This window comes from Janthinobacterium sp. SUN026 (assembly GCF_030397625.1).
In the GTDB taxonomy this organism is placed as follows: Bacteria; Pseudomonadota; Gammaproteobacteria; order Burkholderiales; family Burkholderiaceae_D; genus Janthinobacterium; species Janthinobacterium kumbetense.
This window is the reverse complement of record NZ_JAPQNU010000002.1, coordinates 647257-660483: the sequence shown is the minus strand read 5'-3', so window position 1 is coordinate 660483 and position 13227 is coordinate 647257. Positions and strand designations below refer to the sequence as shown.

Genomic DNA, 13227 nt, shown 5'->3' with positions numbered 1-13227 from the left:
GCAAGAAAGGACATCCATATGCACCGATACGCCGCGGCACTCCTGCCGCTTTGCCTGCCCGCCGGGGCCGCGTCTGCCGCGCCGGCTGCCGCGCCAGCGGCCGTCACCGTCACGCGCGCCGCCGCCATGCCCAGCAGCATGGGCGATGCCGCCTATTTCACGGGGAAGGTCGCGGTCGACGCCAGGTTCCAGCGCCTGGCGCCGGCCCGCGTGGGCGGCGCCATCGTCACCTTCGCGCCCGGCGCCCGTACGGCGTGGCATACGCACCCGCTGGGCCAGACCCTGATCGTCACGCAAGGCCAGGGCTGGGTGCAGCACTGGCAGGGCCCGCTGCAGGCGCTGGCCGTGGGCGACGTGGCGTGGATACCGCCCGGCGTCAAGCACTGGCATGGCGCGACGGCCACGTCCGCCATGCAGCACGTCGCTATTGCCGAGGCGCAAGATGGCACGGCGGTGACGTGGCTGGAACAGGTGGCGGACGACAGCTATCTGCGCCAAGGCGCTCAATGACGATGCCGCGCCGGGCGTTCAGGCAGATTACGGCAGCAGCAGCGCATGCTGGCTGGCCGTGTGGAAATCGCGCCACACGCGGTTGATGGCGCTGTCTTCGCGGGCCGCGTACAGGCCGCAATACGGATACACATCACCGACGGCCGCGCGGCATGCGGCGACCAAGTCCAGCGAACGGTCCTGCACGGCTTGCATGGCATCCGCGCCGAGCGCCGCGCCGCCCGCCACCTGCGCCCAGCTGTCGTCCAGCACGGCATAGAAGCGGGTGCGGGCGGATGTGAACGCTTGTTTCCTGGCTTGCAGCATGGCGGCCACTTCCGGCACATCGAGCAGCGGCAAGCCGGCGCGCGCATGGCGGCGGTGGCGCATGCCTTCTTCGGCCAGCTGCATGAAATGGCTGGCCATGCCGGCCACGTTGGCCGCCAGGGTTACGTAGGCCAGCGAATAGAACGGATAGCGGTACAGGGGGCCGCCGGCCGTCGCGGCCGAAGGATCGATGGTGAAACCGTGCTCCTTGGCAACCCATTGACCGTCGATGCGGTAGCTGTGCGAGGCGCTGGCGCGCATGCCGATGCTGTTCCATGAGGGCACCAGCTGCACCAGGGCGGCGGGCACGAGGAAGGCGCGGATGCGCGGCTTGCCATCCGCATCGAGCAGGGGCTGGCCATCGCGCCGCAGCCGGGCGTTCAGCGTGAAGTGGGTCGCCATCGGCGCGCCGCTGGCGTAGTCCCAGCTGCCCGTGATGCGGTAGCCGTCGCCTTCCTCTTCCGCATCACCGGTGGCCGCGCCGCTGCCGCCCAGGCAGACGCGGGGCGTGCCGATGATGGCCCGCGCCATGTCGGGCGCCAGGAAGCCTGCAAACCATCCCGCGCCCGCGCACAGGGTCAGCACCCAGCCCATGCTGCCGTCGACGGCGGCCACGGCTTCTTCCAGGCGCACCACTTGCGGCAAGGGCAGCTCGGCCCCGCCCGCGCCGCGCGGCGCCAGCATCGTCAGCCAGCCGCGCCGGTGCAGCAAGGCTTGCTGGGCCGGATGCAGGAAGCGGGCGGCGTCGGCGGCCGGCGCGTGGCGCGCGATGCGCCGCGCGTCGCGCTCGGAAAGGGTGGCAGGGGTAGCGAGGGCAGCGTGCGGCATGGGCAGAATCCGGCAATGGCGAAGGCGGGCATTTTCGCACAGCGCGGGGTGCCGGCGGTAGCCGGTGCCTGTTGCGGTGCCAGTCCCGCGCCTGTAAGCTGCAGGAAAAGGGGAAAAACATGTGCAGATTCGTCCATGCGGGAAGCGCGGCGGCATTGCTGCTGTGCCTGGCGGCTTGCGCCAGCGTGCCGCCACCGCCGCCCGTGGTCATGCTGGGCAAGGAAGACATCGCCGTGGCGGGCCGGCGCGTCCACACGGTGGACGAGATGCTGGCCGTCCTGTCCGAGGAGCACATTGCCAGCGCTGCCTTGCGCACGCAGCCGGACGTGCCGTATGAGCGCGTCGGTGCCGTGATCTATTCCATCTTTCGCGCCGGCAGGAAAGTGTCGGAAGTGGGCGCCGCAGCGCCGTAAGCCTGCATGCCGCCGTTTTGCCGCATCATGGCGCGGACCGGCGCCACCCACCAGGAGCCTCCATGAGCGCATCGGCTGCGACGCAAATGAACCGCTGGCAAGATGCCAGCGCTGGCCTGTCGATCGCCGGCCTGCTGCTGCCGGAAGCGGTGGCGTATGCCAGCATCGGCAACCTGGCGCCCCAGGCGGGCATCCTGGCCCTGTTTGCGGGCTTGCTGTGCTACGGCGTGCTGGGCACGAGCCGCTTTGCCATCGTCTCGGCCACGTCGTCCTCGGCCGCCGTGCTGGCCGCCGCCATGGCATCCATGCCAGGCGGCACGGCGGGGCACCGGCTGATGCTGATGGCGGGACTGGTGATATTGACGGGGGCATTTTTCCTGCTGGCCTGGCTGGCCAGGCTGGGCAGCATCACGGAATTCATCGCCAAGCCCGTGCTGCGGGGCTTTTCCTTCGGCCTGGCCATCGTGATCATCGTGAAACAGTTGCCCGGCGTGCTGGGCGTGCAGCCGGCGCACGGCGACGTGCCGCATCTGCTGGCGGGCCTGCTGGCAGGCGAAGGGCAGTGGAACGGGAGCGGCGCCGGCCTGTGCGCGGCGGCGCTGCTGTCGCTGTTCCTGCTGCGGCGGCTGCAGCGCTGGCCTGCCGGCCTGATCGTCATCGCGCTGGGCATAGCCGCCGGGCAATGGCTGGACTTGCCGCGCCATGGCGTGGCCCTGGTGGGCGCCATCGATGTGCGCCTGGCCATGCCTGTCTTGCCGCGCCTGACGCAGGCGGAATGGACGCGCCTGGCCGAGCTGGCGTTTGCCCTGGCGCTGATCCTGTATGCGGAATCGTATGGCGCCATCCGCAGTTTTTCCTTGAAGCATGGCGACGCCGTGGCGCCCGAGCGCGACTTGCTGGCGCTGGGCGCGGCGAACGTGGTGGCGGGCCTGTTCCAGGCCATGCCGGTGGGCGCCGGCTATTCGGCCACCTCCGCCAACGAGGCGGCCGGCGCCACCTCGCGCCTGGCGGGGCTGGTGGCGGCCGCCGTCGTGGGCGTCATCGTGCTGACCCTGCTGCCGCTGGTGGCCCTGATTCCCGTGCCCGTGCTGGCCGCCGTGGTCATCCATGCCGTCAGCCATACCCTGAACCCTGTTTCCTTGCGGCCTTATTTCACCTGGCGCCGCGACCGCCTGCTGGTGCTGGCGGCCATTGCCGGCGTGCTGCTGTTCGGCGTGCTCGACGGCTTGCTGGCAGCCATCGCCATGAGCCTGCTGCTGATGCTGCGCCGCCTGTCGCGGCCGGGCCTGTCCGTGCTGGGTCGGCTGGGCGACAGCCACGACTACGTGAAACTGGCGTTGTACCCGGCGGCCCGCGCGCAGCCCGACACGTTGATCCTGCGCCTCGATGAACCCTTGTTCTTCGTCAATGCCGAGCGCAGCCTGCACCTGGCGCGCACCCTGCTGGAGGAGCGGGCCGGTCCGCTGCGCAAGGTGATCCTCAGCCTGGAAGAGTCGCCCGACCTCGATGGCAGCAGCGTCGAAGCCTTGCGCGACTTTGCCGCGTTTGCGCGCCAGCGGGGGCTGGCCCTGGTGCTGGCGCGGCTGAAGGAGCCGGCGTGCACCGTGCTGCAACTGGCGCTGCGCGACATGCTGGCCGCCGAGGCGGCGCCGGCGCTGCTGCTCAGCGAATTGAGCGTGGCCGAGGCCGTGCGCCTGCTGGGCTGCGCCACGCCTGAAAAGTAGCGGCGACTATGCTACGCTGGCGGCCAGGCCATGCATCTGGGAGACGGTATGACAAGCGCGAAACCGCAACTGGTCAAGGGACGGCTGAACAAGCTGCTGCCCACGCAAATCACGGTGGGCATGGCCGAGGTGGCGCTCAAGCGCGCGCATTGGGCCAGCCTGGGCCGGAAGGCGCGGGCGGCGGCGCTGGCCGACCACTGGTTTCCCAGCATTATCGGTCCGGAAGGGCGCCACTACATCGTCGACCACCACCATTTCGGCCTGGCGCTGCACCAGGAAGGCGTGAAAAGCGTCAGTTTGATGATACTCAAGGATTTGTCCTGGCTGGAACCGCTGCACTTCTGGCATGTGATGGACCACCATCAGTGGGTGCACCCGTACGACAGCGAAGGCTTGCGCCGCGATTTTTCCGCCATCCCCCGGCACCTGAGCGGCTTGCACGACGATCCCTACCGCAGCCTGGCCGGCGAATTGCGCAGCGCGGGCGGCTACGCCAAGGACGTGACGCCGTTCAGCGAATTCCTGTGGGCCGATTTCTTGCGCAGCCGCATCGCGCCCGCCAGCCTGCAGAAAAATTTCCCCAAGGCACTGGCGCAGGCCATGAAGCTGGCGCGCAGCCAGCAGGCGCGCTATTTGCCGGGCTGGAGCGGCATCCTGCCGCCCGCCTGACCCAGCCTGACCCAGCCTGAACCTCCTGCCGCTACAGCAGGAAGGCGCTGCCGGCCGCCAGTATGCCGGCCGCCGCCGCACCCACGGAGCCCCACAGCAGCCATCGCCGCCGCGTCAGCACGGTGATGGCGGCCAGCGCCACGGCGATCTGGATGAAGGTCAGGGCCATGGCCAGCCGCTCGTGCGGGCGCAGCTTGGCTTCCGATGCCTCGCCCAGCTTCCTCGACTGCTCTTCCAGCTGGCGCGCCTGCGCCTGCACCAGGGGCTTTTCCCGTTCCTGCCGCGCCTGTTCCGCCAGGAAGCGGGCCCGCACCTCGGGTACGCTGGCCAGCGCGGCCGTCGCTTCGGCGATATGGCCTTTCGTCGACTTCGCCTGGTACAAGGCCCACTGGTCGCTCGCCTGCGCCTGTTTCAGGATGCTCTCGTTCTTCAGGAACATGGCCTCGTTCTGCGCATTGCCGCTCTGGTAGCTGATCAGGGCGCCGATGGTGGCGAGGATGGCCGTCATCAGGGCGATTTTCTGCGTCAGGCCATCGCGCTCCTTCTCCGTCGCCTCTTCCACGGCGTGCTCATGGGGGCTGGGTACTTCGTATTCTTCTTCCATGGCGGACCTTTCGCGGGGGCAGGAGGAGGGATCATGTGTCGACATGGCGATACTACCGCATCCGCCGTGCAGGCTGGTGGGCGCCGTGACATGGTGCGAACGGGCATAAGCGGGTACAGTAAGGCGTTCTTCCCTTGAAAGCGCACAGCCCATGAGCACGTCCCGTCTGCCCGACCCGCACTTCGCCGAAAAAGTCCGCGCCAGTTTCGATCTGCAAAACGCCATGACCCTGATCCAGGCCAGCCTGCCCGTGGTGGCGCATGGCAGCACGGAAATCCACGTGCCGCACTGGCGCGGCATCGAGCAGCAGCACGGTTTCGTGCACGGCGGCGTGGTGGGCATGATCGCGGACTCGGCCGCCGGCTACGCGGCCATGACCATGGTGGCCGACGGCGCGTCCGTGCTGACGGTGGAATACAAGATGAACCTGCTGGCGCCCGCCGATGGCGAGAAACTGATCGCGCGCGGCAAGGTGGTGCGCCCGGGGCGCACCCTGATCGTCACGCAAGCCGAAGTGTTCGCCGTGCGCGATGGCAAGGAAACCCTGTGCGCGCTGATGCAGCAAACCATCATGGTGATGCACGGCAAGTCGGAAAAGACGTGAGCCGTGCACCGGGCGATGGCGCTCAAGCCGCCTTGGCCAGTCCTTCCGCTTCCAAAGCCGCCTTGACGCTGTCGCGCCGTGCCACTCTGGCCAGGAAGGCTTGCACATGCGCCAGCGCGGACAAGTCCACGCCCACGCCTGGCGCCCAGCCCGTGATGACGAACAAATAGGCGTCGGCGACCGTGAACGTGTCGCCCGTCAGGTAGGCCTGGCCTTCCAGGCGGCTGTCCACCCATTTGTATTTTTTGGCCAGTTGCTGGACGAACAAGGCCTTGGCGGCCGCGTCGATGCGCGGATCGAACAGGGGGCTGAACGATTTGTGCAGCTCGGACGTGATGTAGTTCTGCCATTCCAGCACCTTGTAGCGGGCAAAACTGCCCACGGACGGCAGCAAGTCCTGTCGGCCAGCCTGTTCCGCGATGTACTGGGCGATGACGGGGCCTTCGCTCAAGGTCGTTCCATCGGCGAGCGCCAGCAGCGGTACCTGGCCTTTCGGGTTGAGTTCGTAGTAATTGCCGCCTTCCTGCGTTCGGTGCTGCCCCAGGTCGACCTTGACCAGAGTGAAAGGCGTGCCCGTTTCGCGCAGGAGGATGTGCGGCGCCTGCGAGCAGGCGCCCGGCGAATAAAAGAGTTTCATGGCGATCCTTGAACAGGTGGGAAAGTAGCCACTATAGTCCTGCGCCGCCGCACGGTAAACGCATGTTCGTTTGGCGACTGTCCACGCCCGGTGGACGATTGCGCTGGCTCAAACGCGGGGATAGCGCAAGGTGTCGAGCAGCAAGGTAAACGCGGGCGACGGGTGGCGCCGGCTCGGGTAATACAGCTTGTAGCCGGCATACGCGGGGCACCAGTCGTCCAGCACGCGGACCAGGCGGCCATCGGCCACGTAGGGCAGCACCACATCTTCCGGCATGCAGGCCAGGCCCAGGCCATCGAGCGCCGAATGCAGGCGCATGGCCATGTTGTTATAGATCATCTGACCTTCCACGCGCACCTTCAGTTCCTGCCCATCCTTGGCAAATTCCCAGGCAAACAGGCCGCCCAGGGTGGGCAGGCGCATGTTGATGCAGTTGTGCGCCATTAAGTCCTGCGGTGTGACGGGCGGCGGATTCCGGCTGAAATAGGCTGGCGCGGCAACGATGGCCATGCGGAAATCGGGACCGATGGGCATGGCGATCATGTCCTTGGCCACTTGCTCGCCCAGGCGCACGCCCGCGTCGCAGCGCGCGGCCACGATGTCGGTCATGCCGTTGTCGACGATGACTTCGATGTGGATGTCCGGGTAGTCCGGCAGCAAACGGGCGATGGCCGGCTGCAGCACCGTCAGCGCCGAATGCTCGCCCGCGCTGATGCGGATGTTGCCGGCCGGCTTGTCGCGCCGTGCGCTGAGCAGTGCCAGTTCCGCCTCGATCTCGTCGAAGCGGGGCGCCACCGTGCGCAGCAGCTGCTCGCCCGCCTCCGTGGGCGAGACGCTGCGCGTGGTGCGCACCAGCAGGCGCAAGTCGAGCCGCTCCTCCAGCGCCCGCACGGTCTGGCTCAGCGCCGACTGCGACACGCCCAGCTTGGCCGCCGCCCGGGTGAAGCTGCCTTCGCGGGCCACGGCCACGAAGGCGAGTATGTCGTTGAAGTTGGTCTGTGCCATGGCGGATGTCTTTTCAATTCATTAGTTGTGCTAATAAGTTCATGCAGACTTTAGCATCTATTCATGGTAATGCATACGGCTTACAGTGATGGCATGAACAATCCGCCAGTTGCTACTCCCTCTGCCGCGCCGCACAAGGCGGCCATCCTCGCCATCATTCTCGTCAGTTACGTGATGATCGTGCTCGACACGTCCATCGTGTTGACGGGCTTGCCGAACATCCACCAGGAACTGGGCTTTACGGATACGGGCCTGGCCTGGGTGCAAAGCGCCTACACCTTGACGTTTGGCGGCTTGCTGCTGCTGGCCGCGCGCGCTGGCGATGCGTATGGCCGGCGCCGCCTGTTGCAGCTGGGCCTGGCGCTGTTCACCTTGGCGTCGCTGGCCATCGGCCTGACACGCTCGCCAGCCATGATGATTGCCGCGCGCGCCATCCAGGGCGTGGGCGCGGCCATCCTGGCGCCATCCACCCTGGCCTTGCTGCAAACCACATTTGCGGAAGGGCGCGAACGCACGCGGGCCATCGCCCTGTACAGCGCCGTGGCGGGCATCGCCGCCAGCGTGGGCCTGGTGCTGGGCGGCGTGCTGGCCGAATGGCTGTCGTGGCGCGTGGGCTTCTACATCAACCTGCCCATCGGCGCGGCCATGCTGCTGGCCGCGCGCCGTTTCATCGCGGAAAGCCCGCGCAGCCGGGGCCGCTTTGACGTGGCTGGCGCGGCCAGTTTCACCCTCGGCATGTCGGCCCTCGTGTATGGCTTGATCCGTTCGGCCGGCGCCGGCTGGGGGGATTCCTTGACGCAAGCTGCGCTGGCGGCGGGCGTGCTGCTGCTGGCTGCTTTCATTGCCATCGAACGGCGCGCCGCGCAACCGATCCTGCCGCTGCGCCTGTTTGCCGATGCGCAGCGCAATGCCGCGTACGGGGCTAGGGTGCTGTTTCTGGGCGCCATGATCGGGTTTTTCTTTTTCACCACGCAATTTTTGCAAGTGCTGCTGCGCTATCCGCCCTCGCTGACGGGCCTGGCTTTCCTGCCCATGACCCTGGTCAACTTCGGCGTGGCCCTGTGCGTGCCGCGTTTGACGCGCCGCCTGGGCAATGCGCGCCTGCTGGCCATGGGATTGGCGACAACCCTGCTGGGCATGGCATGGCTGAGCCGTATCGATGCGGGCACGGCGTACTGGCTGGGCGTGGCCTTGCCCATGGTGCTGATCGGCGCGGGGCAGGGCATGGCCTTGAGTCCGCTGACGGCGGCCGGCGTGGCGGGCGTGCCCGCGCAGGATGCGGGCGCCGCCGCGGGCGTCGTCAACGTGGCGCACCAGCTGGGCAATTCGCTGGGGCTGGCGGTGCTGGTGGCGATCTCGTCCTTTGGCGCACACCAGCGCGTCGGCGCGGCGCTGCTGGCGCACCGCGTGACGGTGGCCCTGGGCGGCGCGAGCGCCATGCTGGCGCTGGCCTTGCTGCTGGTGCTGTCAAGCCGCCGCGGCGGCTGACCATTCGCGCAGCAACTGTCCGAACGCTTCGGCCGCCGCCGTGCTGCCGGCGGCGCGCCACAGCAGCTGGAAGCGGGCGGCGGGCAGGGCGGGCAAGCCATACTGGCCATCGATGACCACCATGCCGGGCTCCAGGTCGCCTTGCGGCAAGGCCGTGACGGCCAGTCCCGCCAGCACGGCGGCGCGCAAGCCCTGCTGGCTGGGCGAAGTAAATGCCACGCGCCAGTCGATTCCGGCGCCCTCGAGGGCGTCGACGCCCACTTGCCGGTGCATGCAGGGCGCCGGTGAAAACGCCAGCGGCAGGGGCAGCGCGCCGTCGTGCCGGAAATCCTGCGCCGCGGCCCAGACGAAGCGCGTGCGGCGCAGCACGGCCGCTTCATCCTGCCCGTCCGCCAGGGTCATGACGACGGCCAGGTCCAGCGCATCGGCGGCGACCAGTTTTTGCAAGTCAAGATAGGTGCCGACCGTCACATCCAGGCGCACGGCAGGAAACAGGTGGGCGAACTGCGCCAGCAGGGCGGGCAGGCGCGCGCCCATGAAATTTTCCGGCACGCCAAAGCGCACGGCGCCGGCAAGCGAGGAACGCTGGAAGCGGCGCGACAGCGCCTCCTGGGCCGCCAGCACCTGCCGCGCGTGGCGCAGGAAATCCTCGCCATCTTCCGTCAGGCGCAGGCTGCGCGTCGTGCGCACCAGCAAGGGCGTACCCGCCTGTTCTTCCAGGCGGCGGATCTGGTGGCTGATGGCGGACTGGCTCAGGTGCAGTCGTTCGGCGGCGCGCGTAAAGCCGCCCGTGTCCTGTACGGCCACAAAGGCGCGCAGCAGGGCGGTATCGAAGTCCATGGGGTTCCCGTGATTCATGATGAAAATGAATGAATTGTACAAAATTTTATCATTTCCTTCATGAGTCCAGGCTTTCTAGAATGGCGGCTCGCAGTGCGCCGCCTCTACGCGCCCCTCCATGACTACCGACATCAAGGCTTCGATGCTACCGACTACTTCGCAACAAAACGCACTGACCCTGGCCGCCGTCTGCCTGGCCTCGCTCATGTTTGGCCTGGAAATTTCCAGCGTGCCCGCCATCCTGCCCACCCTGGAAACCGTGCTGCATGGCGACTTCAAGGACTTGCAATGGATCATGAACGCCTACACCCTGGCTTGCACCACCGTGCTGATGGCCACGGGCACCCTGGCCGACCGCTATGGCCGCAAGCGCCTGCTGCTGGCCAGCCTGGCGCTGTTCGGCCTCAGTTCGCTGGCCTGCGGCTGGGCTGGCGGCACGGGCGTGCTGATCGCCGCCCGCGCGCTGCAGGGCATGGCTGGCGGCGCCATGCTGATTTGCCAGGTGGCCGTGCTGTCGCAGCAGTTCCCGGCTGGCGCCGCGCGGGGCAGGGCGTTCGGCGCCTGGGGCATCGTGTTTGGCCTGGGCCTGGGCTTCGGCCCCATCATCGGCGCCGCCATCGTCGCGCTGTCGAATTGGCCGTGGGTATTCCTCGTGCACGGACCGCTCGCCGTCGTCGCGCTGCTGCTGGCGGCCCTGGGCGTGAATGAATCGCGCGACCCGCAGCGGCGCAAACTGGACGTGGCGGGCATCGCCATGCTGTCGCTGGCCGTGTTCAGCCTGGCGTGGTGCCTCACGCAGGGGCCGGCGCTGGGTTTCGATGATCCCCTTGCGCTGGCCAGCCTGGCCGTGGCGCTGGCCGGTTTTGCCGCGTTTGCCGTCATCGAACGGCGCCAGGCGGAACCGATGGTCGACTTTTCCGTATTCCGCATCCGCCGCTTCTCGGGCGCGCTGCTCGGTTCGGCGGGCATGAACTGCAGTTTCTGGCCGCTCATGATCTATCTGCCCCTGTATGTGCAGCATGGCCTCGGCTACAGCAGCCTGGACACGGGCCTGACCTTGCTGGCCTACACCTTGCCCACCTTGCTCGTGCCGCCGCTGGCAGAGCGGCTGGCGTTGCGCTACCGGGCCGATGCCGTGATTCCCGCCGGCTTGCTGGCCATCGGCACGGGTTTGCTGCTGATGTGCTGGGGCAGCCGCGCGGACGCCACCAGCTGGCTGACGATCCTGCCCGGCTGCCTGCTGGCGGGCACGGGCCTGGGGCTGACCAATACCCCCGTCACTAACACGACGACGGCTGCCGTGCCGGGCGAACGGGCGGGCATGGCGTCCAGCATCGACATCAGCGCGCGCATGGTCAGCCTGTCCATCAATATCGCGCTGATGGGTTTTATCCTCGTCGCAGCCATCCAGTCCGCCTTGCGCCGGCATATGCCTGCCGGGATTGACGGGGCGGCATTGCGGGCGTTGGCGGAGGAAGTGTCGGCAGGCAAGGGCGGCGCGCTGCCGGCCGGCGTGGCGAAGCTTGCGCTGGCACAAGGTTTTGGCGCCGTGATGCTGTACGGCGGCGTTGCCGCCTGCCTGTTCGCCGTGGCCAGCTGGCTCGTGTTTGGCGTTGGAGGTGCGGGTGCGCCAAGGCTTGGGAGGCTATAATCTGGGCACGTTGACAAGTGTTGCTCAACGTCATTACGAGGCCGTCCATGCATAAACTGATTTCCGAACTCACCCGCCTGTACCTGTTCGATGAACAGCAGCACTATGTCGATGGCGAGGGCGGCGTGCAGCCGCTGACGCCGGCCGTGCTGGCGCGCCATCTGTCGGGCGAGCAGACGGTAGCGGTGCGACTCGTGACCGGGAGTGGCCTGACGCGCGCGCTGGTGCTGGAGTTTGGCGGCAAGGGCGGCGGCGAGGCGCACTGGAGCGCGCTGTGTACGATCGCCAATGCCGTGCAACACGAGCTGGACTTGCCGGCGCCCGCCGTCAGCATCTCGGGCACGGCGTTCCAGTTATGGCTGTCGCTGGCCACGCCCGTGCCCGTCGCCCAGGCGCGCCAGTTCGTGCAACTGCTGCGCTCGACCTTTTTGCCTGCCTCGACCGACATTCTTGCCGCCGCGCCGCCCGCCGACGTGGAACAGGTGGCGCTGCCGCCAAGCCTGCAGCCGTCGGGCAAGTGGGCCGCCTTCATCCACCCCAGCATGGGCGCCGCCTTCGTCGATGAGCCGGGCCTGGACATGCCGCCGCCGCCATCCGCCCAGCTGGGCTTCCTGGAAAGTTTGCGCAGCATCAACCCAGCCCAGTTCGCGCAGGCGCTGGCGAAGCTGCAGGGACATGCGGGCCTTTCGGAGTCTTCGCCAGCGCCTGTTCCCGTGGCCGCATCGCCTGTTGCATCTTCCGCCACCGTGCCAGGCTTGCTGTTGCAGGACGCCACCCTGGAAGACATCGTGCGCTGGCTGCATGCGCGCAACATCGAACCGACCTTCCGGCACCGGTTGCCGTAGCCACGGCATGGCTGGCTTGAGGTGAACAAGCAATATATATCGACATTCAGAACAATTGAAATTTCGGATGAAAGGCAGTATTCAATGGATTTCCATGTAGTCGCAAATTCCTATAATTGCTACGGTGGTCACACAACGTTGTCTCCGATCGGGGATTTTCTTCTCGCGGGCAGCGGCAGTTTTGGCGGCGCGATTCAGGAAATTGCGGTCACGCTTCACTTCAGGGACTCTGGTCCGGCAAAGAAGACGCTGGAATCTCTGTTGGAGAGGCACAATAATTTCCGCGCAACGCTACCGAAGGTCACTTATCGAAGAGCAAAGGGCAAGGTCGAGATCGCTATCGCCAGCGAATTGATGGAAGGCCGGGACTGGACGCATTCTTCAACATTGTCTTTGCCACTTTTTAAAGCAGGTGTGGATGAAGTCATCCATGCATTAGGGCTATTGAGCAAGCGATTGAAGCGCACTGATGATTTTAGCTTGGAGAAATTTCTGGACCACTGTGAAGCTGCCAGGAAACGCGTCCCGGATTCGGAGGAAGCTCTGCAACTCCTGGCATCCGGCTTGAAGGCAGCGGCACAAGCCAAGCGTGATGGAATGTCGGCCTGGGAGCAGTTGGGAATCGACTGGGAAGACTTTCATCCCAAGGCACGCGAGATATTGGATGATCCATTTTTTTGGAACTGCGCGGATGATTTCTCGCCGAACGGCAATGATACTGGCGCTGATCTTCTGGAGAGCTATCGCGATTGGCACAAGACGCACAAGGACGTCACACCAATTCGATTTCTCGAGAAACTGGCAAAGCAATGGGGATACGCCGACATACACGCCATGGACGATGACGTGCGCTGCGAAGCGTCGATTGCTCTCGCATTTGCGGATATAAAGTTAAGAGCGGCATGCAACCAACAGGCGCGACAACTGGCATTGGACGCTATCGGGCAGCAAAGGGCCCAGGCGCTGGCTGCGGGGGACTGGTCTCATCGCGAAGAAAAGCTACATGCTTTGGATCAGATCGAAGCAAAGTTGAAGCAGATGGATAACACCATGCTGCATTTGACGGACTGAAGCGCAGCGATCACTTTGACGTTGAATGTGAT

At 66.5% G+C, this 13227-nt stretch carries 14 protein-coding genes; 9 read left to right on the top strand and 5 right to left on the bottom strand.

Features of this window, described 5'->3' with window-relative positions:
* The first annotated feature begins 18 nt into the window (after positions 1–18).
* Positions 19–510: a cupin domain-containing protein gene (locus OX459_RS12610; protein ID WP_289905294.1), complete on the top strand. Its 492-nt coding sequence runs from the start codon at positions 19–21 to the stop codon at positions 508–510.
* A gap of 27 nt (positions 511–537) precedes the next feature.
* Here OX459_RS12610 and OX459_RS12605 read toward each other — a convergent pair whose 3' ends face one another.
* Positions 538–1644, bottom strand: coding sequence for an acyl-CoA dehydrogenase (locus OX459_RS12605; RefSeq protein ID WP_289905293.1), 1107 nt, complete (start codon positions 1642–1644; stop codon positions 538–540).
* 119 nt (positions 1645–1763) lie between these two features.
* Between OX459_RS12605 and OX459_RS12600 the strand changes: the two genes are divergently transcribed.
* The 3 genes from OX459_RS12600 to OX459_RS12590 all read left to right on the top strand — a co-directional run bounded on the left by OX459_RS12600 (position 1764) and on the right by OX459_RS12590 (position 4450).
* Complete coding sequence (locus OX459_RS12600; RefSeq protein WP_289905292.1) at positions 1764–2057, top strand: hypothetical protein; 294 nt, start codon at positions 1764–1766, stop codon at positions 2055–2057.
* Between the two features lie 62 nt (positions 2058–2119).
* Positions 2120–3781, top strand: coding sequence for a SulP family inorganic anion transporter (locus tag OX459_RS12595; RefSeq protein WP_289905291.1), 1662 nt, complete (start codon positions 2120–2122; stop codon positions 3779–3781).
* A 48-nt stretch (positions 3782–3829) separates the two neighbouring features.
* Positions 3830–4450: a ParB-like protein gene (locus OX459_RS12590; protein ID WP_289905290.1), complete on the top strand. Its 621-nt coding sequence runs from the start codon at positions 3830–3832 to the stop codon at positions 4448–4450.
* Positions 4451–4481: 31 nt separating this feature from the next.
* Here OX459_RS12590 and OX459_RS12585 read toward each other — a convergent pair whose 3' ends face one another.
* Entirely contained in the window at positions 4482–5054 is a 573-nt protein-coding gene (locus OX459_RS12585; protein WP_251349074.1) for a DUF4337 domain-containing protein, read from the bottom strand.
* A gap of 151 nt (positions 5055–5205) precedes the next feature.
* Between OX459_RS12585 and OX459_RS12580 the strand changes: the two genes are divergently transcribed.
* On the top strand, positions 5206–5658 hold the full coding sequence (locus tag OX459_RS12580; protein ID WP_289905289.1) for a PaaI family thioesterase: 453 nt from the start codon (positions 5206–5208) through the stop codon (positions 5656–5658).
* A gap of 22 nt (positions 5659–5680) precedes the next feature.
* Here the strand turns inward: OX459_RS12580 and gstA are convergent, their stop codons facing one another.
* Positions 5681–6295, bottom strand: coding sequence for a glutathione transferase GstA (gstA, locus tag OX459_RS12575; RefSeq protein WP_289905288.1), 615 nt, complete (start codon positions 6293–6295; stop codon positions 5681–5683).
* 108 nt (positions 6296–6403) lie between these two features.
* Positions 6404–7300, bottom strand: coding sequence for a LysR family transcriptional regulator (locus OX459_RS12570; protein WP_289905287.1), 897 nt, complete (start codon positions 7298–7300; stop codon positions 6404–6406).
* 93 nt (positions 7301–7393) lie between these two features.
* Here OX459_RS12570 and OX459_RS12565 point away from each other — a divergent pair, with 93 nt between their 5' ends.
* Positions 7394–8788, top strand: coding sequence for an MFS transporter (locus OX459_RS12565; RefSeq protein WP_289905286.1), 1395 nt, complete (start codon positions 7394–7396; stop codon positions 8786–8788).
* Here the strand turns inward: OX459_RS12565 and OX459_RS12560 are convergent.
* Positions 8768–9628 (bottom strand): LysR substrate-binding domain-containing protein, encoded by an 861-nt coding sequence (locus OX459_RS12560; protein ID WP_289905285.1) that lies wholly within the window; start codon positions 9626–9628, stop codon positions 8768–8770. The genes OX459_RS12565 and OX459_RS12560 overlap by 21 nt on opposite strands.
* A gap of 118 nt (positions 9629–9746) precedes the next feature.
* Between OX459_RS12560 and OX459_RS12555 the strand changes: the two genes are divergently transcribed.
* The 3 genes from OX459_RS12555 to OX459_RS12545 are packed head-to-tail and all read left to right on the top strand — an operon-like array spanning position 9747 to position 13195.
* Positions 9747–11279: an MFS transporter gene (locus OX459_RS12555; protein ID WP_289905284.1), complete on the top strand. Its 1533-nt coding sequence runs from the start codon at positions 9747–9749 to the stop codon at positions 11277–11279.
* A 47-nt stretch (positions 11280–11326) separates the two neighbouring features.
* A complete protein-coding gene (locus tag OX459_RS12550; RefSeq protein ID WP_289905283.1) occupies positions 11327–12124 on the top strand; it encodes a hypothetical protein in 798 nt (265 codons plus the stop codon).
* A 21-nt stretch (positions 12125–12145) separates the two neighbouring features.
* Complete coding sequence (locus OX459_RS12545) at positions 12146–13195, top strand: hypothetical protein (RefSeq protein WP_289905282.1); 1050 nt, start codon at positions 12146–12148, stop codon at positions 13193–13195.
* Positions 13196–13227: the final 32 nt, after the last annotated feature.

Excerpts from the sequence above, each read along its gene's own strand:
- OX459_RS12610 (WP_289905294.1), top strand. The coding sequence starts at position 19 with ATGCACCGATACGCCGCGGCACTCCTGCCGCTTTGCCTGCCCGCCGGG.
- OX459_RS12605 (WP_289905293.1), bottom strand. The coding sequence starts at position 1,644 with ATGCCGCACGCTGCCCTCGCTACCCCTGCCACCCTTTCCGAGCGCGAC.
- OX459_RS12600 (WP_289905292.1), top strand. The coding sequence starts at position 1,764 with ATGTGCAGATTCGTCCATGCGGGAAGCGCGGCGGCATTGCTGCTGTGC.
- OX459_RS12595 (WP_289905291.1), top strand. The coding sequence starts at position 2,120 with ATGAGCGCATCGGCTGCGACGCAAATGAACCGCTGGCAAGATGCCAGC.
- OX459_RS12590 (WP_289905290.1), top strand. The coding sequence starts at position 3,830 with ATGACAAGCGCGAAACCGCAACTGGTCAAGGGACGGCTGAACAAGCTG.
- OX459_RS12585 (WP_251349074.1), bottom strand. The coding sequence starts at position 5,054 with ATGGAAGAAGAATACGAAGTACCCAGCCCCCATGAGCACGCCGTGGAA.
- OX459_RS12580 (WP_289905289.1), top strand. The coding sequence starts at position 5,206 with ATGAGCACGTCCCGTCTGCCCGACCCGCACTTCGCCGAAAAAGTCCGC.
- gstA (WP_289905288.1), bottom strand. The coding sequence starts at position 6,295 with ATGAAACTCTTTTATTCGCCGGGCGCCTGCTCGCAGGCGCCGCACATC.
- OX459_RS12570 (WP_289905287.1), bottom strand. The coding sequence starts at position 7,300 with ATGGCACAGACCAACTTCAACGACATACTCGCCTTCGTGGCCGTGGCC.
- OX459_RS12565 (WP_289905286.1), top strand. The coding sequence starts at position 7,394 with ATGAACAATCCGCCAGTTGCTACTCCCTCTGCCGCGCCGCACAAGGCG.
- OX459_RS12560 (WP_289905285.1), bottom strand. The coding sequence starts at position 9,628 with ATGGACTTCGATACCGCCCTGCTGCGCGCCTTTGTGGCCGTACAGGAC.
- OX459_RS12555 (WP_289905284.1), top strand. The coding sequence starts at position 9,747 with ATGACTACCGACATCAAGGCTTCGATGCTACCGACTACTTCGCAACAA.
- OX459_RS12550 (WP_289905283.1), top strand. The coding sequence starts at position 11,327 with ATGCATAAACTGATTTCCGAACTCACCCGCCTGTACCTGTTCGATGAA.